This is a genomic window from Pseudomonas sp. BN102 (assembly GCF_029871245.1).
Taxonomy (GTDB): Bacteria; Pseudomonadota; Gammaproteobacteria; order Pseudomonadales; family Pseudomonadaceae; genus Metapseudomonas.
The window spans coordinates 181887-199597 of sequence record NZ_SSON01000075.1; the positions used below are offsets into that span (position 1 = coordinate 181887).

General features: G+C 64.1%; 20 protein-coding genes. 12 read left to right on the forward strand and 8 right to left on the reverse strand.

What is annotated here, in order from left to right:
• Window positions 1-86 precede the first annotated feature (86 nt).
• From lptB to E8F12_RS22100, 5 genes are read right to left on the reverse strand one after another with little or no spacing between them, the layout of a single operon-like run.
• Entirely contained in the window at window positions 87-812 is a 726-nt protein-coding gene (lptB, locus tag E8F12_RS22080) for an LPS export ABC transporter ATP-binding protein (protein WP_280290810.1), read from the reverse strand.
• Window positions 812-1348 carry a lipopolysaccharide transport periplasmic protein LptA gene (lptA, locus tag E8F12_RS22085; RefSeq protein ID WP_280327316.1) on the reverse strand — a complete coding sequence of 179 codons (537 nt, stop codon included), beginning with the start codon at window positions 1346-1348 and terminating at the stop codon, window positions 812-814. Before lptA ends, lptB begins: the two co-directional genes overlap by 1 nt.
• Complete coding sequence (lptC, locus tag E8F12_RS22090; protein ID WP_280290812.1) at window positions 1335-1904, reverse strand: LPS export ABC transporter periplasmic protein LptC; 570 nt, start codon at window positions 1902-1904, stop codon at window positions 1335-1337. Before lptC ends, lptA begins: the two co-directional genes overlap by 14 nt.
• A 7-nt stretch (window positions 1905-1911) precedes the next feature.
• Window positions 1912-2436, reverse strand: coding sequence for an HAD family hydrolase (locus E8F12_RS22095; protein ID WP_280327317.1), 525 nt, complete (start codon window positions 2434-2436; stop codon window positions 1912-1914).
• Window positions 2436-3410 (reverse strand): KpsF/GutQ family sugar-phosphate isomerase, encoded by a 975-nt coding sequence (locus E8F12_RS22100; RefSeq protein ID WP_280327318.1) that lies wholly within the window; start codon window positions 3408-3410, stop codon window positions 2436-2438. Before E8F12_RS22100 ends, E8F12_RS22095 begins: the two co-directional genes overlap by 1 nt.
• Window positions 3411-3641: 231 nt before the next feature.
• Between E8F12_RS22100 and E8F12_RS22105 the strand changes: the two genes are divergently transcribed.
• From E8F12_RS22105 to hisC, 10 genes are all read left to right on the forward strand, one after another.
• Complete coding sequence (locus E8F12_RS22105; RefSeq protein WP_280327319.1) at window positions 3642-4451, forward strand: ATP-binding cassette domain-containing protein; 810 nt, start codon at window positions 3642-3644, stop codon at window positions 4449-4451.
• Window positions 4451-5248, forward strand: coding sequence for a lipid asymmetry maintenance ABC transporter permease subunit MlaE (mlaE, locus tag E8F12_RS22110; protein WP_280290816.1), 798 nt, complete (start codon window positions 4451-4453; stop codon window positions 5246-5248). Before E8F12_RS22105 ends, mlaE begins: the two co-directional genes overlap by 1 nt.
• Window positions 5248-5715 (forward strand): outer membrane lipid asymmetry maintenance protein MlaD, encoded by a 468-nt coding sequence (gene mlaD, locus E8F12_RS22115; protein ID WP_280327320.1) that lies wholly within the window; start codon window positions 5248-5250, stop codon window positions 5713-5715. The genes mlaE and mlaD overlap by 1 nt, the downstream gene beginning before the upstream one ends.
• Window positions 5716-5726: 11 nt before the next feature.
• On the forward strand, window positions 5727-6374 hold the full coding sequence (locus E8F12_RS22120) for an ABC transporter substrate-binding protein (protein WP_280327321.1): 648 nt from the start codon (window positions 5727-5729) through the stop codon (window positions 6372-6374).
• Window positions 6367-6675, forward strand: a complete 309-nt coding sequence (locus tag E8F12_RS22125; protein ID WP_280327322.1) for an STAS domain-containing protein — start codon at window positions 6367-6369, stop codon at window positions 6673-6675. The genes E8F12_RS22120 and E8F12_RS22125 overlap by 8 nt, the downstream gene beginning before the upstream one ends.
• 109 nt (window positions 6676-6784) lie before the next feature.
• Window positions 6785-7024: a BolA family protein gene (locus tag E8F12_RS22130; protein ID WP_215372875.1), complete on the forward strand. Its 240-nt coding sequence runs from the start codon at window positions 6785-6787 to the stop codon at window positions 7022-7024.
• Window positions 7025-7044: 20 nt separating this feature from the next.
• Window positions 7045-8310 (forward strand): UDP-N-acetylglucosamine 1-carboxyvinyltransferase, encoded by a 1266-nt coding sequence (gene murA / locus E8F12_RS22135; protein WP_280290820.1) that lies wholly within the window; start codon window positions 7045-7047, stop codon window positions 8308-8310.
• An 89-nt stretch (window positions 8311-8399) separates the two neighbouring features.
• The gene (hisG, locus tag E8F12_RS22140) at window positions 8400-9035 is read left to right on the forward strand and encodes an ATP phosphoribosyltransferase (RefSeq protein ID WP_280327323.1); all 636 of its coding nucleotides are present in this window, start codon (window positions 8400-8402) and stop codon (window positions 9033-9035) included.
• Between the two features lie 173 nt (window positions 9036-9208).
• Window positions 9209-10522, forward strand: a complete 1314-nt coding sequence (gene hisD, locus E8F12_RS22145; protein ID WP_280327324.1) for a histidinol dehydrogenase — start codon at window positions 9209-9211, stop codon at window positions 10520-10522.
• A gap of 2 nt (window positions 10523-10524) precedes the next feature.
• Window positions 10525-11577, forward strand: coding sequence for a histidinol-phosphate transaminase (hisC, locus tag E8F12_RS22150; RefSeq protein ID WP_280327325.1), 1053 nt, complete (start codon window positions 10525-10527; stop codon window positions 11575-11577).
• A 64-nt stretch (window positions 11578-11641) separates the two neighbouring features.
• Here the strand turns inward: hisC and E8F12_RS22155 are convergent, their stop codons facing one another.
• From E8F12_RS22155 to algW, 3 genes are all read right to left on the reverse strand, one after another.
• The gene (locus tag E8F12_RS22155) at window positions 11642-12370 is read right to left on the reverse strand and encodes a DUF4198 domain-containing protein (RefSeq protein WP_280327326.1); all 729 of its coding nucleotides are present in this window, start codon (window positions 12368-12370) and stop codon (window positions 11642-11644) included.
• Window positions 12371-12382: 12 nt separating this feature from the next.
• The gene (locus E8F12_RS22160; protein WP_280327327.1) at window positions 12383-14482 is read right to left on the reverse strand and encodes a TonB-dependent siderophore receptor; all 2100 of its coding nucleotides are present in this window, start codon (window positions 14480-14482) and stop codon (window positions 12383-12385) included.
• Window positions 14483-14614: 132 nt separating this feature from the next.
• Window positions 14615-15766 (reverse strand): Do family serine endopeptidase AlgW, encoded by a 1152-nt coding sequence (algW, locus tag E8F12_RS22165; protein WP_280327328.1) that lies wholly within the window; start codon window positions 15764-15766, stop codon window positions 14615-14617.
• A 111-nt stretch (window positions 15767-15877) separates the two neighbouring features.
• Here algW and E8F12_RS22170 point away from each other — a divergent pair, with 111 nt between their 5' ends.
• Together E8F12_RS22170 and cysD are read left to right on the forward strand one after the other, a co-directional pair.
• Window positions 15878-16636 carry a Nif3-like dinuclear metal center hexameric protein gene (locus E8F12_RS22170; protein ID WP_280327329.1) on the forward strand — a complete coding sequence of 253 codons (759 nt, stop codon included), beginning with the start codon at window positions 15878-15880 and terminating at the stop codon, window positions 16634-16636.
• 149 nt (window positions 16637-16785) lie between these two features.
• A complete protein-coding gene (gene cysD, locus E8F12_RS22175; protein ID WP_028628478.1) occupies window positions 16786-17703 on the forward strand; it encodes a sulfate adenylyltransferase subunit CysD in 918 nt (305 codons plus the stop codon).
• The last annotated feature ends 8 nt before the right edge of the window (window positions 17704-17711 follow it).

Consider the following 17711-nt stretch of genomic DNA (forward strand, 5'->3'; position numbering starts at 1 on the left):
GCGCCACCAGGAAGCAAATTATATGCCTGACCTTGAAGGATTTTCCTAGTTCTCGCAACCCATCTTGTAGGAGACCTCGCGGGAGGCTACAAGCGGAACTCGTGGCCCAGGTAGACGTCCTTCACCAGTTGGTTGGCCAGGATGGCCTCCGCATCGCCTTCGGCGATCAGTTGGCCTTCACTGACAATGTAGGCGGTCTCGCAGATATCCAGGGTCTCGCGGACGTTATGGTCGGTGATCAGCACGCCGATCCCCTTGGCCTTGAGATGATGGATGATCTGCTTGATGTCGCCCACGGAGATCGGGTCCACGCCGGCGAAGGGTTCGTCCAGCAGGATGAATTTGGGCGAGGTGGCCAGGGCGCGGGCGATTTCGACGCGACGGCGCTCGCCGCCCGACAGGCTCATGCCGAGACTGTCGCGGATGTGGCTGATGTGGAATTCCTGCAGCAGGCTTTCCAGCTCCTTGCGGCGTCCGGCGCGATCGAGGTCCTTGCGGGTCTCGAGAATCGCCATGATGTTGTCCGCCACGCTCAGCTTGCGGAAGATTGAGGCTTCCTGCGGCAGGTAGCCGATGCCGGCACGGGCGCGGCCGTGCATGGGCTGGTGGGTGACGTCCTGCTGGTCGATCAGGACGCGACCCTGGTCGGCCTTGACCAGGCCGACGATCATGTAGAAGCAGGTGGTCTTGCCCGCGCCGTTGGGGCCGAGAAGGCCGACGATCTGTCCGCTGTCGATGGACAGGCTGACGTCGCGGACCACCTGACGGCTCTTGTAGCTCTTGGCCAGGTGCTGGGCTTTGAGGGTCGCCATTACTGTGCTTTCTGCTCTTTCTTCTTCGGCTGGATGACCATGTCGATCCGCGGGCGCGGCGTGCTGACATTGGCGCCGGTAGCGCGGCCCGCATTGACGATCTGGCGTTGGGTGTCGTAGACGATCTTCTCGCCTTCGAAGGTATTGCCCTCCTGGACCACCTTGGCCTGGTCGAGCAGGATGATGCGCTCGTTGGCGGCGAAGTACTGGATGGTCAGGCCGTAGGCCTTGACGATCTGCTTGTCCACAGCCGGCTTCTGCTCGTAGTAGGCGGGCTTGCCGACCGAGGTGAAGACCTCGATGTCACCGTTGGCGTCCTGGGTGATGGTGACGGTGTCGCCGGTGATCTTCAGGGTGCCCTGGGTGATCACCACGTTGCCGCGGTACACCGCGACGCCTTGCTTGTCATCGAGCTCGGCGCTGTCGGCCTGGACGCGAATCGGTTGTTCGCGGTCCGTAGGCAGTGCCCAGGCGGTGGCACTTCCCAGTGCGACACCCAGGCTGAGCAACAGGGGGAGGGTATTAACGAACCTCATGCTGGCCTCTTACGTTGGACTGCAGGAGCATCCTGCTGTCATTCAAGTACGCTTTCATTCCTTGCGCCGTAGTCACCCCATTGGCCGCCTCGATTCTAACGGCTTGCTGGGTCTGCGCATATTCCTCATCGGGGAACACGGTCAGTCGGCTGGTTGTCAGGATTGTCGGGCGCCCCTTGGCGTCGGTGCGGGCGACCCTGACCTTGTCGATCAGTTCGACCTGCTTGCCTTCGGGGGCGACCTCGCCGCGCTCGCTCTGCACATGCCAAGGGAAGGCGGTGCCACGGTGCAGCAGCAGGTCGGGATTGGTCAGCATTGTGACATCAGTGGCCTTTATATGTTCGAGGCGCTTAGCGGTCATTTCGTAGTGGAGCTTGCCGTCGGGCTGGAACTGGGTGCTCTTGCCATTTTCCACGTAGAAGTCGATGGCGTTGTCGCTGCCCGCGGCCGGTGTCCGTTCCATAAAGCTCTCCGGACGAATATTCCAGTAGCCGAGGGCGATGAGCAGCGCGGCGATCGGGGTCAGGGTCAGCGCCAGGCGGAAGTTCTTCGACATGGTGGCCTCAGAGGTAGGCGGCTTGGGCCGCTTCCAGGCTGTCCTGGGCGCGGAGGATCAGCTCGCAGAACTCGCGGGCCGCACCCTCGCCACCGCGCGCCTGGGTAACGCCATGGGCGTGCAGGCGAACGAAAGCGTCGGCATTCGCGACCGCCATGCCCAGGCCGACGCGGCGGATCACCGGCAGGTCGGGCAAGTCGTCGCCGAGGTAGGCGACCTGGTCGTGGGTCAGGCCGAGTTCGGCGAGCAGGCCGTCGAGCACCACCAGTTTGTCCTCGCGGCCCTGGAACAGGTGCTGGATGCCAAGGTTCTGCGCGCGGCGCTCGACCACCGCGGACTTGCGGCCGCTGATGATGGCGGTACGCACGCCGGCATTCATCAGCATCTTGATGCCTTGACCGTCGAGGGTGTTGAAGGTCTTGAATTCACCGCCGTCGGGCAGGAAGTAGAGGCGACCGTCGGTCAGCACGCCATCGACGTCGAAGACCGCGAGGCGGACGGCCTTGGCGCGGCTCAGGAGTTCGTTGCTCATCAGATCACTCCAGCGCGGGTCAGGTCGTGGATATGCAGGGCGCCGACGGGGCGATCGGCTGCGTCGACCACCACCAGGACGTTGATCTTGTGGTCGTCCATGATTTTCAGGGCTTCGGCGGCGAGCATTTCCGGGCGCACCGTCTTGCCGTGGATCGTCATGACGTCATCGATGCAGGCTTGGCGCACGTCTATGCCCTTGTCCAGAGTGCGGCGCAGGTCGCCGTCGGTGAAGATGCCGGCGAGCTGGCCGTCCGTTTCCAGCACCGCGGTCATGCCCAGGCCCTTGCGGGTCATTTCCAGCAGCGCCTCGCGCAGTGGCGTGCCGCGGGCGACGAAGGGCAGGTTGTCACCGCCGTGCATGATGTTTTCCACCTTGAGCAGCAGGCGCCGGCCGAGGGCGCCGCCCGGATGGGAGAAGGCGAAGTCTTCGGCGGTGAAGCCGCGGGCTTCCAGCAGTGCGATGGCCAGGGCGTCGCCCAGCACCAGGGACGCGGTGGTGGACGAGGTCGGGGCGAGGTTCAGCGGGCAGGCTTCCTGGGCGACGCGGGCGTCCAGGTTGGCGGACGCGGCCTTGGCCAGGGGGGAGTCCGGGTTGCCGGTGAGGCTGATCAGGGGAATGCCCAGGCGCTTGATCAGTGGCAGCAGGGTGACGATCTCGGCGGTCGAGCCTGAGTTGGACAGGGCCAGGACCACATCCTCGCCGGTGATCATGCCCATGTCGCCATGGCTGGCTTCGGCCGGGTGAACGAAGAAGGAGGGGGTGCCGGTGCTGGCCAGGGTGGCTGCGATCTTCTTGCCGACATGCCCTGACTTGCCCATCCCCACCACCACCACGCGTCCCTTGCAGGCCAGAATCAGTTCGCAGGCACGAACGAAGTCGGCGTCGATGCGCGGCATTAGCGCGTCGATCGCTTCGCGTTCGAGTTGGATGGTGCGTTGTGCTGACTTGATCAGATCGCTGGATTGGCTCATGGAGGGCGTGCAGTTGCCGAGGGAAAAGGCAGCGATTATAGCGATAAAGGTGATTTAGCTCACCTGCCAATGCCGTGGCGGCTGTCGCAAAGCTGAACGACGTCTGGTACGGCCTTGGGAGGCGTGCTGTCGCGGTGATATAGTTCGCGCCTTGTTCGGCCCGTCCTGGGCGGGGTGTCCTTGCATTCGGGCGCGTCGTCTTCAAGGGAGGCTGTATCGCAAGGAGTCTAGATGAGCGCCGAAAACGCCTATGCCGTGGAGTTGAAGGGGGTCACCTTCAAGCGCGGTACGCGCAGCATTTTCCAAGATGTCGATATCCGTATCCCGCGCGGCAAGGTCACCGGCATCATGGGACCTTCCGGCTGCGGCAAGACCACGTTGTTGCGCCTGATCGCCGCCCAGCTCAAGCCTTCCAGCGGCGAAGTCTGGGTCAATGGCCAGAACCTGCCGAAGCTGTCGCGCGCCGACCTGTTCGACATGCGCAAGCAGTTCGGCGTGCTGTTCCAGAGCGGGGCGCTGTTCACCGACCTGGATGTGTTCGAGAACGTCGCCTTCCCATTGCGCGTGCATACCAGGCTGCCCGAGGAGATGATCCGCGACATCGTGCTGATGAAACTCCAGGCCGTCGGCCTGCGCGGCGCCGTCGAACTGATGCCGGACGAACTCTCCGGCGGCATGAAGCGCCGCGTGGCGCTGGCTCGCGCCATCGCCCTGGATCCGCAGATACTGATGTATGACGAGCCGTTCGTCGGCCAGGACCCCATCGCCATGGGCGTGCTGGTGCGGCTGATCCGCCTGCTCAACGATGCGCTGGGCATCACCAGCATCGTGGTCTCCCATGACCTGGCCGAAACCGCGAGCATCGCCGACTACCTCTATGTGGTGGGCGATGGCGACGTATTGGGGCACGGGACCCCGGCAGAGCTGATGGACTCCGATAACCCGCGTATCCGCCAGTTCATGAAAGGCATTCCGGATGGCCCGGTACCCTTCCATTTCCCGGCGCCGGATTACCGCAAAGACCTGCTGGGGGGGCGCTGATGCGCAAGAAGTCTCTGCTCGAGCGGATTCGTCTGCTCGGGCGTTCCGGTCTGGACGTGGTGGAAGCGCTGGGGCGGTCTACCCTGTTCCTGATGCATGCCCTGTTCGGCCGCACCGGTGTGGGGCAGGGCTTCCACCTGCTGGTCAAGCAGCTCTACTCCGTCGGCGTGCTGTCGCTGGCGATCATCATCGTTTCCGGCGTCTTCATCGGCATGGTGCTGGCCCTGCAGGGCTACAACATCCTGGTGGACTATGGTTCCGAGCAGGCGGTTGGGCAGATGGTCGCCCTGACCCTGCTGCGCGAGCTGGGGCCGGTGGTGACCGGCCTGCTCTTCGCCGGTCGCGCGGGCTCTGCCCTGACCGCCGAGATCGGCAACATGAAGTCCACCGAACAGCTCTCCAGCCTGGAGATGATCGGCGTCGACCCGCTCAAGTACATCATCGCGCCGCGCCTCTGGGCGGGCTTCATTTCCATGCCGCTGCTGGCGATCATCTTCAGTGTGGTGGGCATCTGGGGCGGTGCCATGGTGGCCGTGGACTGGCTGGGAGTCTATGAGGGCTCCTTCTGGTCCAACATGCAGAACAGTGTGGAATTCACCGAGGATGTACTGAACGGCGTGATCAAGAGCGTCGTGTTTGCCTTCGTGGTGACCTGGATCGCCGTGTTCCAGGGCTATGACTGCGAGCCGACCTCGGAAGGGATCAGCCGCGCAACGACTAAAACCGTGGTCTACGCCTCGCTGGCCGTGCTGGGGCTGGACTTCATCCTGACCGCTTTGATGTTTGGAGATTTCTGATGCAAATCCGCACCTTGGAAATTGGTGTCGGCCTGTTCCTCCTGGCCGGTCTGTTGGCCTTGCTGCTCCTGGCCCTGCGGGTCAGCGGCCTGTCCTATGGCGCCAGTGACGATACCTACAAGCTTTATGCGCATTTCGACAATATTGCCGGTTTGACTGTCAGAGCGAAGGTAACCATGGCCGGCGTCACCATCGGCAAGGTGACCGCCATCGATCTGGACCGTGACAGCTACACCGGGCGGGTCACCATGGAAGTCGAGCAGCGCGTGGACAACCTGCCCGCGGACTCCACGGCTTCCATCCTCACGGCCGGTCTGCTGGGTGAGAAGTACATCGGCATCAGTGTCGGTGGCGACGAGGAGCTGCTCAAGGATGGCGGGACCATTCGTGACACCCAGTCGGCCCTGGTATTGGAAGACCTGATCGGCAAGTTCCTGCTGAATACGGTCAACAAAGAGAGCAAATGAGGATCCGAAACATGTTCAAAGCCTTGCGTAACGGCCTGCTGGTGCTGCTGGCGGCTCTGCCTCTGCTGGCCACTGCCGCACCGAGCGCGCACGAAATCATCCAGAAGACCACCGACCAGTTGCTGTCCGACCTCAAGGCCAACAAGGAGCAGTACCGCAGCGACCCGAGTGCCTTCTACGACTCCCTGAATCGCATCCTCGGCCCGGTGGTGGACGCCGACGGTATCTCGCGCAGCATCATGACGGTGAAGTACTCGCGTAAGGCCACGCCCGAGCAGATGGCCCGTTTCCAGGAGAACTTCAAGCGCAGCCTGATCCAGTTCTACGGCAACGCACTGCTGGAGTACGACAACCAGAACATCCGTGTGCTCCCCGCCAAGCAGGGAGACCCCGAGCGCACCAGCGTGGGCATGGAGGTTACCGGTCGCAGCGGTACCATCTACCCGGTTTCCTACACCATGGTGAACGTCAACGGGCAGTGGATGCTGCGTAACGTGATCATCAATGGCATCAACATCGGCAAGCTGTTCCGCGACCAGTTCGCCGATGCCATGCAGAAGAACGGCAATGACCTGGACAAGACCATCAACGGTTGGGCGGACGTAGTGGCCAAGGCCAAGCAATCCGAGGAAGCCAAGCAGGCGGCCGGTAATGAGTGACGCCCGCATCGAACAGGCCGCGTCAAGCGAGTTGCGCCTGGTCGGTGTACTCGACCACAGCACCGGTCCGCAGCTGCGCGAGACGGGGAGGCAGATGATCCGCGCGAGCAACGGCGCCAGGCTGGTGCTGGACTGCTCGGCGGTGGAAAAGACCAGCAGTGTCGGTATCGCCCTGCTGCTGGCCTTCATGCGTGACGCCGAGGCCGCCGGCAAGGCGGTGGTATTTCGCGGATTGTCCGAGGACATGCGGCAGATCGCCGAGGTTTCCGGATTGACCGAGCTACTGCCCACCGAGGCCTGAGCCGGTCCAGCGGCCCTCCGTCAGGCCCCGCGCGCGCGGGGTTCGCAGGCGGAGGGCTTTTTTGTATCATGGCCGACCCGCGCGCGTTGGGCGCCGATTGAGGTTGAGCATGCAGGCCGTAGAAGTGAAAAGCCTCCTGGAGGCGAAACTGCCAGGTACCCAGGTGGAAGTTGAAGGCGAAGGCTGCAACTTCCAGTTGAACCTGATCAGCGATGAACTGGCCGGCCTGAGCCCGGTGAAGCGCCAGCAGCAGGTTTACGCCCACCTGAACGCCTGGATCGCCGATGGCAGCATCCATGCCGTCACCATGAAATTCTTCAGCCGGGCCGCCTGGGCCGAGCGCTCCTGAGCTCCGCTGCCGAGAGAACTATGGACAAACTGATTATTACCGGCGGTCAACGCCTCGATGGCGAGATCCGCATTTCCGGCGCCAAGAACTCTGCGCTGCCGATCCTGGCCGCCACCTTGCTGGCCGACACCCCGGTCACGGTGGCCAACCTGCCGCACCTGCACGACATCACCACCATGATCGAACTCTTCGGTCGCATGGGCGTGCAGCCGGTGATCGACGAGAAGCTGGCGGTGGAAGTCGACGCCGGCAGCATCAAGACCCTGGTGGCGCCTTACGAGCTGGTCAAGACCATGCGCGCATCCATCCTGGTGCTCGGCCCCATGGTGGCCCGTTTCGGTGAAGCCGAAGTGGCCCTCCCCGGCGGCTGCGCCATCGGTTCGCGTCCGGTCGACCTGCACATCCGCGGCCTCGAAGCCATGGGTGCGAAGATCGACGTCGAAGGTGGCTACATCAAGGCCAAGGCTCCGGCCGGTGGTCTGCGTGGCGCCAACTTCTTCTTCGATACCGTCAGCGTGACCGGTACCGAGAACATCATGATGGCCGCGGCCCTGGCCAACGGCCGGAGCGTGCTGCAGAACGCCGCTCGCGAGCCGGAAGTGGTGGACCTGGCCAACTGCCTGATCGCCATGGGCGCGCAGATCCAGGGCGCCGGCACCGACACCATCACCATCGATGGCGTCAAACGCCTGGGCGGCGCGCGTTACAACGTGATGCCCGACCGTATCGAGACCGGCACCTACCTGGTAGCCGCTGCCGCCACCGGTGGCCGCGTCAAGCTCAAGGACACCGATCCGACCATCCTCGAAGCCGTGCTGCAGAAGCTGGAAGAGGCGGGTGCCCATATCAATACCGGCAACAACTGGATCGAGCTGGACATGAAGGGCAACCGTCCGAAGGCGGTCAACATCCGTACCGCTCCCTATCCGGCGTTCCCTACCGACATGCAGGCCCAGTTCATCTCCATGAACGCCGTGGCCGAAGGCACCGGTGCGGTGATCGAGACCGTGTTCGAGAACCGTTTCATGCACGTCTACGAAATGAACCGCATGGGCGCGCAGATTCTGGTCGAGGGCAACACCGCCATCGTCACCGGCGTACCGAAGCTCAAGGGGGCACCGGTCATGGCAACCGACCTGCGGGCCTCCGCCAGCCTGGTGATCGCCGGCCTGGTGGCCGAGGGCGACACCCTGATCGACCGCATCTACCACATCGACCGTGGTTACGAGTGCATCGAGGAAAAACTGCAGCTGCTCGGCGCCAAGATCCGCCGCGTGCCGGGTTAGGTCGCATTTTCGGCCGGCCCGAACAGGGCCGGCCGGGATCGACCGTGCATCAGGCCCTGAACGGGCCGTAGCCAAGGAAATCCAGTTCCATGCTCACCATCGCGCTGTCCAAGGGCCGCATTCTCGACGACACCCTGCCGTTGCTCGCCGAAGCCGGCATCGTACCGACCGAGAATCCGGACAAGAGCCGCAAGCTGATCATCCCCACCACCCAGGAGGATGTGCGCCTGCTCATCGTTCGCGCCACCGACGTGCCGACCTATGTCGAGCACGGCGCGGCCGACCTCGGTGTCGCCGGCAAGGACGTGCTGATGGAGTATGGCGGCCAGGGGCTGTACGAGCCGCTGGACCTGCAGATCGCCAAGTGCAAGCTGATGACCGCCGGGGCCATCGGCGCACCCGAGCCCAAGGGGCGCCTGCGGGTGGCCACCAAGTTCGTCAACGTCGCCAAGCGCTACTACGCCGAGCAGGGCCGCCAGGTGGACGTGATCAAGCTCTACGGCTCCATGGAGCTGGCGCCGCTGGTGGGGCTGGCTGACAAGATCATCGACGTCGTCGATACCGGCAACACCCTGCGTGCCAACGGCCTGGAGCCCCAGGAACTGATCGCCACCATCAGTTCGCGGCTGATCGTCAACAAGGCGTCCATGAAGATGCAGCACGCCCGCATCCAGGCGCTGATCGAGATCCTGCGCAGCGCCGTCGAATCCCGACACCCAAGCTGACACCTTGAGTGCGGCCCTGCGGCCGCATGACCGCCAGGGATGGCGGAAATGTCGAAAACGCAGGAGCACTTTTCGACCGCCCTATCCGTGTCATAGCCACTATTCTCGGGTGCCCGCACGGTGGGCTTGCTACTCTAGCGGCGCCCGAGCATTTGCCATACATGAGGCCCGCTATGACCGCACCCATCGCTATTCGCCGACTCAATGCCGCTGATCCGGACTTCGCCCGACACCTGGATCATCTGTTGAGCTGGGAAAGCGTGTCCGACGAAGCGGTCAACCAGCGCGTACTCGACATCATCAAGGCCGTGCGCGAGCGTGGCGATGCGGCGGTGGTGGAATTCACCCAGCGCTTCGACGGCACCCAGGCCAGCTCCATGGGCGAGCTGATCCTGCCGCGCGAGCGCCTGGAACAGGCGCTGACCCGTATCACCGCCGAACAGCGCCGGGCCCTGGAAACCGCCGCAGCCCGCGTGCGCAGCTATCACGAGAAGCAGAAACAGGACTCCTGGACCTACACCGAGGCCGATGGCACGGTGCTGGGCCAGCAGGTCACCCCGCTGGATCGTGCCGGCTTGTACGTGCCGGGCGGCAAGGCGTCCTATCCCTCGTCCGTACTGATGAACGCGATTCCCGCCAAGGTCGCCGGCGTTACCGAAGTGGTGATGGTGGTGCCGACTCCGCGCGGCGAGATCAACGAGATCGTCCTGGCCGCAGCCTGCGTGGCCGGCGTGGACCGGGTCTTCACGATCGGCGGCGCCCAGGCCGTGGCGGCGCTGGCCTATGGCACCGAGAGCGTGCCCCAGGTGGACAAGATCGTCGGCCCCGGCAACATCTATGTCGCCACTGCCAAGCGCCACGTGTTCGGCCAGGTGGGCATCGACATGATCGCTGGCCCCTCGGAAATTCTCGTCGTCTGTGACGGCCAGACCGATCCGGACTGGATCGCCATGGACTTGTTCTCCCAGGCCGAGCACGACGAGGATGCCCAGGCGATCCTGGTCAGCCCCGATGCCGCCTTCCTCGACAAGGTGGCCGCCAGCATCGACAAGCTGCTGCCGACCCTGGAGCGCGAGGCCATCATCCGCACTTCGCTGCAGAATCGTGGCGCGCTGATCCTGGTGGCTGACCAGGCCCAGGCCTGCCAGGTGGCGAACCGCATCGCTCCCGAGCACCTGGAGCTGTCGGTAGCCGATCCGCAGGCCTGGCTGCCGCAGATCCGCCACGCCGGCGCCATCTTCATGGGTCGCTACACCGCCGAAGCCCTGGGCGACTACTGCGCCGGCCCGAACCACGTGCTGCCGACCTCCGGCACCGCGCGCTTCTCTTCGCCGCTGGGCGTTTACGACTTCCAGAAGCGTTCTTCGATCATTTTCTGCTCGGCCGATGGCGCGTCCGAGCTGGGCAAGACCGCATCCGTGCTGGCCCGAGGCGAGTCCCTGACCGCCCACGCACGCAGTGCCGAATTCAGGATCAAGGGGGAGTGAGCATGAGCAAGTTCTGGAGTCCCTTCGTCAAGGACCTGGTGCCCTACGTACCGGGCGAACAGCCCAAGCTGGCCAAGCTGGTCAAGCTGAACACCAACGAGAACCCCTATGGCCCGTCGCCTAAGGCGGTGGCGGCCATGCAGGCGGAAGTCGGGGACAACCTGCGCCTCTACCCGGACCCGAACAGCGACCGCCTGAAACACGCGGTGGCCGACTACTATGGCGTGCAGCCGGGCCAGGTATTCGTCGGCAATGGCTCGGACGAGGTGTTGGCACACGCGTTCTATGGCCTGTTCAAGCATGGCAAGCCCCTGCTGTTCCCCGACGTGACCTATAGCTTCTATCCGGTCTACTGCGGGCTTTATGGCATCCCCTTCGAGGCGGTGCCGCTGGATGAGCAGTTCCAGATCCGTGTCGAGGACTACGCACGCCCCAACGGCGGCATCATCTTCCCGAACCCCAATGCGCCCACTGGCTGCTTGCTGGCGTTGGAGGCGGTGGAAAAGCTGCTGAAGGCCAACCCGGATACGGTGGTGGTGGTGGATGAGGCATATATCGATTTCGGTGGCGATACGGCGATCACGCTGGTGGATCGCTACCCCAACCTGCTGGTGACCCAGACGCTGTCCAAGTCCCGCTCCCTGGCGGGCCTGCGGGTCGGCCTGGCGGTGGGCCACCCGGACCTGATCGAGGCGCTGGAGCGGATCAAGAACAGCTTCAACTCCTATCCGCTGGATCGCATGGCCATTGCCGGCGCGGCGGTCGCCTTCGAGGACAGGGCCTACTTCGCGGAAACCTGTCGCAAGGTGATCGACAGCCGCGAGCAGCTGGTGGCCGAGCTGGGCAAGCTGGGTTTCGAGGTACTGCCCTCGGCGGCCAACTTCATCTTCGCTCGCCACCCGCAGAAGGACGCGGCGGGCATCGCTGCCGGCCTGCGCGAGCAGGGCGTGATCGTGCGGCACTTCAAGCAGGAGCGGATCGCCCAGTTCCTGCGCATCACCATAGGTGCGCCGGAACAGAACCAGGCGCTGGTGGAGGCTCTGGGCAAGCTCTGATTACCGCTCAGGTGTAACGAAAAAGCCGAGCGCAGACTTCCGCCTCGGCTTTTTTCTTGGGCGCCTACTCGTGGTGCGGCGCGCCGAGGAAGGTCAGTGAGCTGAACAGTCCGTGCTGCTTCACCTGGGGATCATCCTTGGTATCCAGGATGACCTGGGCGGCGATGATATTGAGCCCTGCATTGCGCACCATGATCTTGGCGCGGCCTTCGGCATCGGTCTTGGCGCTGACGGCGTCGGGCTCGCCACGGTAGTCTCCGATCAGTTCGATTCCTGTCGCGGGCTTGCCGTCCAGCAGGACCCGTACCGGCAGGGGCTTGCCCGGTCCGATTTCGAGCGGGTCGGCCTCGGGCACTATCGCCAGCCGCAGGCGCTTGAGCTCCGGCAGCTGAGCGCCGGGCTGGTAGAAGGCCAGGCTGTACTTCCAGGTGTGGATGGAGGCGACGGCATTCGGCACCTGTTGCTGGCCCAGGTTAATCCAGGCTTTGTCCGCGGTCTGTGACCAGGGGCCGTTGTCCAGGGCCACGGCCAGGGTGGCCGGGGCCTTCAGTGGCTTCAGGCGGGCATGGTCGGCCAGGCGCTCGATGGTGACAGGGATCATCCGGCCCTGGGCATCGGCGGCCCAGGCGCCGCTGACCTTCTCTGCCTTGAAGGCATCGTCTTCGGCACCGTGGCCGTAGATCACTTCGATATGGCCGCGCCGCTGTTCGGTCCACAGGCCGTGGGCCTGAGCGTCCCCAATGAACAGGGCGGCGAGGAGAGGTGTGGCGAGGACGCGTTTGTCGAATCGCATGAGGGTTCCTTTTCAGAGGTCGACGGTGAGGCTGAGACTGAGGTTGCGCGGGTCGCCTGGCATGACCCAGACGCTGTTGTAGGAGCGTTCGTAGTACTTGCGGTCGAACAGGTTGTTGAGGTTCAGGCCGAGGCTGACGCGCTCGCTGGCCTTGTAGTGGGCGAGCAGGTCGAGGGTGGCGTAGGCCGGCAGTTCGAACTGGCTGCCGGTTTGCCCGGATCGGTCGCCGACGTAGTTGAAGGCAGCGCCGAAGTCCGAGCCGCGCAGCCGCCCATCCTGGAACTCATAGACGGCCATCAGGCTGCCGCTGTGCCTGGCGACGCCGAGCAGGCTGCTGCCTTCGGGGAGGACGTTGTCCCTGGTGACCTCGGCATCTATGTAGGCGTAGGCGCCTATGACCCGCAGCGCCTCGCTAAGCTGGCCGCTGAACTGCAGGTCCATACCCTGGCTGCGGGCACGCCCGGCGGCGATATTCTGCCCGGGGTTGTTCGGGTCGGCAGTGAGCACGTTTTCCTTGTCGATGTGGAAGAGGGCGACGGTGGCGCCCAGGCGGCCGTCCAGCAGGTCGAGCTTGAGACCAGTCTCCTTGCCCAGGCCTTGCTCCGGCTCGAATACGGTGCCCTGGCTACTGATGGCGTTGGGCTTGACCGAGGTGGAGGCGTTGGCGAAGACGCCGATTTCCGGCGTGAGCTGATAGAGCAGGCCAGCGCGCAACGCGAGGCTGTCCTTGTTCTGGCGGGTGCGCACGGCGGTGACGCGGTTCAGGGCGGTCTGCTCGAAGTGATCGAAACGGGCGCCGAGCAGGCCCTTCCAGCCGCCGCCGAAGTCGATCTGGTCCTGCAGGTTCAGTGCGTGGCTTTCCACCTGTTCGAAGAAGTCGTTGGGGTTGACCAGGGTCGGCTTGGGCTTGCCGTATACCGGGTTGTAGATGTCCAGGCCGTAGTCCAGGGAGGCGAGACTCTGCGGGTACTTCTGGCTGTTGCGGTAATTCTCGTATTCCAGACCGGCGAGGGTCTGGTGCTGCCAGCTGCCGAGGTCAACGAGGCCATGCAGTTCCAACTGGGTGATGCTGTCGTTCCACTCGAAGTCGCGCTGGCGGAAGAAGCGGCTGACCTGGCTGCCGATCAGGCGCGAGGTTTCCGAGGCGTCGCCCTGGAGGTGGCCCTGGGCGTAGTGGTTGGCCAACCGCAGTTTCCAGCCGTCGTTCAGGTGGTGTTCCAGGCTGGCCTGGAGCATCTGGTTACGGTTGCGGATGTCGCCGTCGTTCGGTTCGCCGAGGAAGGTGGAGCGCTTTACCGAACCGAGCTGGTTATCCACAGCCGGTATGCCGCGGTCGAACACCGAGTCGTGACGGACGAACTCGGTTTCCACCAGCAGGCGGGTGTCTGTGTTCAGCTGCCAGGTCAGCGAGGGGCTGACCACTAGCCGCTGGTTGCCTGCATGATCGCGGAAGCTACCGTTGTCCTCGGCGGCCAGGTTGATCCTCGACAGTAGCCGGCCCTCATCGTCCAGGGGCGAGTTGAGGTCCAGGCTGGTGCGATAGTGGTCCCAGCTGCCGGCGCTGGCCTTGAGCCGGGAGAAGGCTTCTGGCTGGGGCTTCTTGCTGACGATGTTCACGGTGCCGCCTGGATCGCCGCGCCCATACAGGCTGGCCGCAGGCCCTTTTAGCACCTCGATGCGCTCGATGCCGGAGGCGTCGGGTGAGCTGTAGCTGCCGCGGTTGATGGCGAAGCCGTTCTTGTACAGCTCGCCGGTGGTGAAGCCGCGGATGCTGTAGGAGAGGAAGGTGAGGCCGCCAAAGTTGTTCTGCCGCGATACGCCGCCGGCAAAATCCAGGGCACGATCCAGGCGGGTGGCATCCAGGTCGTCGAGCACCTGCGCCGGAATCACGCTGATGGCCTGGGGAATATCGCGGATATCGGTATCGGTGCGGGTTGCGCTGGCCGAGCGATTGGCGCGATAGCCTTGCACCGGGCCGTCGGCGCTTTCCTGGAGGCGGCTGTCGACCTGGATATCGTCCAGCAGGAGGGGGAGGGCGGTTTCGGCGGCTGTGGCTTCTCCCAGGAAGCTCAGGACCAGGCCGGTGACGGGTGCCAAATGGGTGGATTTCATCGAGGAATCTTATGTCAATTATGTAATAACATAACATTATGTAGAGCGAGAATGATTCCTGTCCAGCGCCTCGCGGGATCGATTTGCAGGAGGTGAATGAATAACGGCGCCAGGAGGCGCCGTTATTGGAGGTCAGTTGCCGCCGTTGCCGCTGGGCGGTGGGCGGACGCCGACTTCGGCGGCCAGCTCCAGCTCTTTGCCGTTGCGCATCACCTGGATACTGACCTTCTCGCCCGGGCGGGTGCGCGCGACCTGGTTCATCGAGCGACGGCCATCGCCGGCCGGCTCGCCGTCGATGCTGAGGATGATGTCGCCGGGCTGCAGCGAGGCGCGCTGGGCCGGGCTGTCGCGGTAGATGCCGGCGACCACGATGCCGGGACGCCCTTCGAGGCCGAAGGATTCAGCCAGCTCCGGGGTCAGGGGCTGTACCTCGATGCCGAGCCAGCCGCGAATCACCGAACCGTGCTCGATGATGGCCTTCATCACCTCGAGCGCCAGCTTGGTGGGGATGGCGAAGCCGATGCCCTGGGAGCCGCCGGACTTGGAGAAGATCGCGGTGTTGATGCCGATCAGGTTGCCGCTGGCGTCCACCAGCGCGCCGCCGGAGTTGCCGGGGTTGATCGCCGCGTCGGTCTGGATGAAGTCTTCATAGGTGTTCAGGCCGAGCTGGTTGCGGCCGGTGGCGCTGATGATGCCCATGGTCACGGTCTGGCCGACGCCGAAGGGGTTGCCGATGGCCAGGGCGACGTCGCCGATGCGGATGTTGTCCGAGCGGCCGAGGGTGATGGGAGGCAGGTCCTTGAGGTCGATCTTGAGCACCGCGAGATCGGTTTCCGGGTCGCTGCCGACCAGACGCGCGAGGGTTTCGCGGCCGTCCTTGAGGGCTACCACTATCTGGTCGGCGCCCGCGGTCACGTGGTTGTTGGTCAGCAGGTAGCCTTCCGGACTCATGATCACCGCCGAACCCAGGCTGGACTCCATGCGCCGCTGGCGCGGCAGGTTGTCGCCGAAGAAGCGGCGGAACTGCGGGTCCTCGAACAACGGATGGGCCGGCTTGCTGACCATCTTGGTGGTGTAGAGGTTGGCCACCGCCGGCGACGCGCTGGTCACGGCATCGGCATAGGAGTCCGGACCCTGGCGGGTGAAGTTGAACTTGGGCGCTTCCTGCAGATGCACTTCCTGGCGTGGCAGGCCGACCCATTCCGGGGATTGCTGGATGATCAGCAGTGCCGCGAGCACGCCGACAATCAGGGGCCAGCCGAAGAATCGCAGGGCCTTGAGCATCGAGGGAGAATCCTGAGGGTTGCTAGGGACGGGGGTGCCCCTTAAGGTGGCGCCATTATACGAGGGCGCCGGCTAAAAACGAGTCGCCCGCAACAGCTTGTGAGGAAAGCCATGGCCATTGCCCTGAACACTCTGGTGGAGGAAGCGGACGCCTACCTGAATGCCTCGCGCATCCAGGACTACTGCCCCAACGGTCTGCAGGTCGAAGGACGGCCCCAGGTCAGCCGGATCGTTAGCGGCGTCACTGCCAGCCAGGCCCTGCTGGATGCCGCGGTGGAGGCCGAGGCGGACGTGATCCTGGTGCACCACGGCTACTTCTGGAAGGGCGAGGATCCTCGCGTGGTGGGCATGAAGCAGCGCCGCCTGAAGGCCCTGCTGGCCAACGACATCAGCCTGCTGGCCTACCACCTGCCGCTGGACGTGCATCCCGAGGTGGGCAACAACGTGCAGCTGGCGCGCCAGCTGGATATCACGGTGGAGGGGCCGCTGGAGCCGGACAATCCGCGCACCGTCGGCCTGGTCGGCTCGCTGGCCGAGCCCATGACCGCCGGCGACTTCGCCCGCCGCGTGCGCGAGGTGCTCGGTCGCGAGCCCCTGCTGGTGGAAGGCGAGGGCATGATCCGCCGGATCGGCTGGTGCACCGGCGGCGGCCAGGGCTACATCGACAACGCCATCGCCGCGGGCGTCGATCTCTACCTGACGGGAGAGGCCTCCGAGCAGACCTTCCACAGCGCGCGGGAAAACGGCATCAGCTTCATCGCCGCCGGCCATCACGCCACCGAGCGCTACGGAATACAGGCGCTGGGCGATTACCTGGCACGCCGTTTCGCCCTGGAACACCTCTTCATCGACTGCGCGAATCCCGTGTGAGACGGGGCCTGCAGGCATCTATCCCGGCGGTATATCGGTAGATCGTTTCGTTCTAATAGGCCTCCTCAATAGAATGAGGGGCTGTGTTAGAGTGCCGCTTCGTCCACGGCCCGCCGGCCGTCGTATCAGAAATACCTTCGTGAGTAGCCATGCTCGATAAACTGACGCACCTGAAACAGCTGGAGGCGGAGAGCATCCACATCATTCGTGAAGTGGCCGCCGAATTCGACAACCCGGTGATGCTCTACTCCATCGGCAAAGACTCCGCCGTCATGCTGCACCTGGCGCGCAAGGCGTTCTTCCCCGGCAAGCTGCCGTTCCCGGTCATGCACGTCGACACCCGGTGGAAGTTCCAGGAGATGTACCGTTTCCGCGACAAGATGGTCGCCGAGATGGGCCTGGACCTGATCACTCACGTCAATCCGGAAGGCGTTGCCCAGGGCATCAACCCCTTTACCCATGGCAGCGCGAAGCACACCGACGTGATGAAGACCGAGGGCCTCAAGCAGGCGCTCGACAAGTATGGCTTCGATGCGGCCTTCGGCGGCGCCCGTCGCGACGAGGAGAAGTCCCGCGCCAAGGAGCGCGTATACTCCTTCCGTGACAGCAAGCACCGCTGGGACCCGAAGAACCAGCGTCCGGAGCTGTGGAACGTCTACAACGGCAAGGTGAAGAAGGGCGAGTCGATCCGCGTCTTCCCGCTGTCCAACTGGACCGAGTTGGATATCTGGCAATACATCTATCTGGAACAGATTCCGATCGTCCCGCTGTACTTCGCCGCCGAGCGCGAGGTCATCGAGAAGAACGGCACGCTGATCATGATCGACGACGAGCGCATCCTCGAGCATCTCTCCGACGAAGAGAAAGCACGCATCGAGAAGCGCATGGTGCGTTTCCGCACCCTCGGCTGCTACCCGCTGACTGGCGCGGTGGAGTCCACGGCGACCACGTTGCCGGAAATCATCCAGGAAATGCTCCTGACCCGTACCTCCGAACGCCAGGGGCGGGTCATCGACCACGACGCCGCCGGGTCGATGGAAGAGAAGAAACGTCAGGGCTATTTCTAAGGATTCCG